General features: G+C 70.2%; 2 protein-coding genes and 1 pseudogene. 1 reads left to right on the forward strand and 2 read right to left on the reverse strand.

From position 1 onward, the window contains the following. Together C4313_RS10835 and pheS are read right to left on the reverse strand one after the other, a co-directional pair. Positions 1 to 627 (reverse strand): annotated as a pseudogene (locus C4313_RS10835) (phenylalanine--tRNA ligase subunit beta); the annotation flags it as partial. 59 nt (positions 628 to 686) lie between these two features. Beyond that, positions 687 to 1,715 (reverse strand): phenylalanine--tRNA ligase subunit alpha, encoded by a 1,029-nt coding sequence (pheS, locus tag C4313_RS10840; protein ID WP_352429875.1) that lies wholly within the window; start codon positions 1,713 to 1,715, stop codon positions 687 to 689. A 538-nt stretch (positions 1,716 to 2,253) separates the two neighbouring features. On the opposite strand from pheS, the gene C4313_RS10845 reads away from it, so the two are divergent. Further along, positions 2,254 to 2,439 (forward strand): Uma2 family endonuclease (locus C4313_RS10845; protein ID WP_352429876.1); only part of this gene is annotated, 186 nt, incomplete at its 3' end.

Genomic DNA, 2,439 nt, shown 5'->3' on the forward strand with positions numbered 1-2,439 from the left:
GAGGCGGAGGCGCCCGCCGGTGAGGGCGGCGACCTCGCGGGCCACCCCGATGATGGAGAAGGCGTGGGCCAGGTTCGGGGTGAGGTCGATGTCCAAAACGATGTCCCCCAGGTAATCGGCCAGAGGGACCCCCACCGGCGCGTCCGGGTCGAGAAGGAGGATCCCCTCGTGGTCCTCGGAGATCCCGAGCTCCTTCTCCGAGCAGACCATGGCGTCCGAGTAGATCCCTCGGATGGCCCGGCCGCGGAGGATCATCTTCACCCAGCCCGGCTGGTGGCCGTCGTAGAGGGTGGCGCCTTCCAGGGCGAAGGCCACTTTCAGCGGGCGCTCCGGCGGGCGGTCGAGGAAGGGGAAAAGGTTGGGCGCGCCGGTGACCACCACCTTGGGCTCCCCCCGGCCGTAGTCCACGGTGGCCAGGAGCAGACGGTCGGCGTTGGGGTGGCGCTCCACCTTTCGGATCTGGCCCACGACGATCCGCTCCCGGTCCCACTCCAGGGCGGCGCCGGGGACCCCGAAGCGTTCGATGGCCGTCACCTCCAGGCCGGCCATGGTCAGCCGCTCGGCCAGTTCCTCCGGCGGGAGATCGACCTTCACGTATTCCTGCAGCCAGCGCAGCGGGACCCGCATGATGTCTCCCTCCTGGGATCGGGTGGGGGAGTGGGGGGCTCTCCGTCCCCGGGCGGCCCTCATCCGAACTGTTCCAGGAACCGCAGATCGTTGGCCCAGAAATATCGAATGTCATCGATCCGATGCTTGAGCATGGTGATCCGCTGTGGGCCCATGCCGAAGGCGAAGCCGGTGAAGCGGCGTGGGTCGTAGCCGCCGTTCTGGAGGACGAGGGGGTGGACCATCCCCGCCCCCGCGATCTCCAGCCAGCCCGTGTGCTTGCAGACCCGGCACCCGTGTCCCTCGCACAGGATACAATCGATATCCACCTCCACGCTGGGTTCGGTGAAGGGGAAGTAGGAGGCGCGGAAACGCACCCGGCGCTCGGGCCCGAACATCCGGCGGGCGAAGTCGGCCAGGGTGCCCTTGAGATCGCTCATGGTGACCCCCTCCCCCACGGCCAGGCCCTCCACCTGGTGGAACATGATCTCCGAACGGGCGGTGATCTGCTCATACCGGTAGCACATGCCGGGAAGGATGACCCGGACGGGCTCCGGGCAGAAGGCCCGCATGGCATGGATCTGGCCCGGGGAGGTGTGGGTGCGCAGGATCACCCCCTCCCGGTCGGTGTAGAAGGTGCTCCACATGTCGCGGGCCGGGTGGTGGGGTGGGATGTTGAGCAGCTGGAAGTTGTATTCGTCGGTCTCCACATCCCGGCTGGTGAAGACCTGGAAGCCCATCTCGGCGAAGATGGCCACGATCTCCCGCAGGGTCTGGGTGGCCGGGTGGAGGCGGCCGGCCCGGACCGGCCGGCCGGGCAAGGTGACGTCCAGGGGCGGGGCCTCCAGTTCCCGGCGCAGAGCGGCCTGGCGGACGGCCTCGAGGCGGGCGGCGTAGGCGGCCTCCAGGGCTTCCTTGACGGCGTTGGCCTTGCGGCCGACGGCCGGCCGCTGCTCCCGGGGGAGGTTCCCCAGCTCCGCGAAGATGGCCATCAGCCGGCTGCGCCGGCCCAGATATCCCGCATACCAGGCCTTCAGGGCCTCCTCTGTGTCCAGCCCTTCGAGGGCCCGCAGGGCCTCTTCTTGCAGGCGGTCCAGTTCCTCCAGCATCCGGCGGCCTCCTCCGTGGGATGGGGCGGACAAAAGGCACGCCCCCGTCCGGATCAGGGACGGGGGCGTGCGGCTTCCCCCGCGGTACCACCCTGCTTGGCCGGGGCGCCGCGCCCCGGCCCGCTCGTTGGCGGCCCGGATAACGGTGGGCCTTCCGGGGGCGACTACTGGGGCGGCCGGCCAAGGCCCCCGTTCGCCGCTCCGGCTCCGGGGCGAACTTCGGCCGGCGGACGCCGGGCGGGGCTCTCAGCCGCGGCCCCGCCGCTCTGGCGACGTCGTCCCGGCCTACTCCTCCCCTTCTCCGCCGTTCGCATCCGGTTCCAACGCGACTGCTTTTTTGAATCTTATCGGGAACACCGGGAATTGACAAGACCGCAGCCGTGGGAGCGCCGCACCACGGCCTTCCCATGGGAAAGCGCCCGCAAGCCCGGGCGGCGCAACGCCGGCGGGCCGGGCGCGCCCCGACGTAGGATCCCTATGCTACAATGAGGGCAGAAGCGAGGATGGCCGGGCAGGGCATCCTCGCCAGGAGGGGGCGATGGATGCGAAGGTTCGGCTCACGGCGCAGGATCTGTGGCGGATGGGCGAGGGCGATGTCCGCCGGGAGTTGGTCGACGGGGAGATCCGCGAGATGAGCCCGGTCGGAGGGGTGCACGGACAGGTCGTCGGCCGGATCTACCGTCGGTTGGCCGAGCACGTGGAGCGTTGGGGGGGCGGGGTGGTA

This window comes from Thermoflexus sp. (genome assembly GCF_040289485.1).
In the GTDB taxonomy this organism is placed as follows: domain Bacteria; phylum Chloroflexota; class Anaerolineae; order Thermoflexales; family Thermoflexaceae; genus Thermoflexus.

What these genes read in the sequence shown, in the direction of transcription:
- pheS (WP_352429875.1), bottom strand. Translation starts at nt 1,715, where the DNA reads ATGCTGGAGGAACTGGACCGCCTGCAAGAAGAGGCCCTGCGGGCCCTC.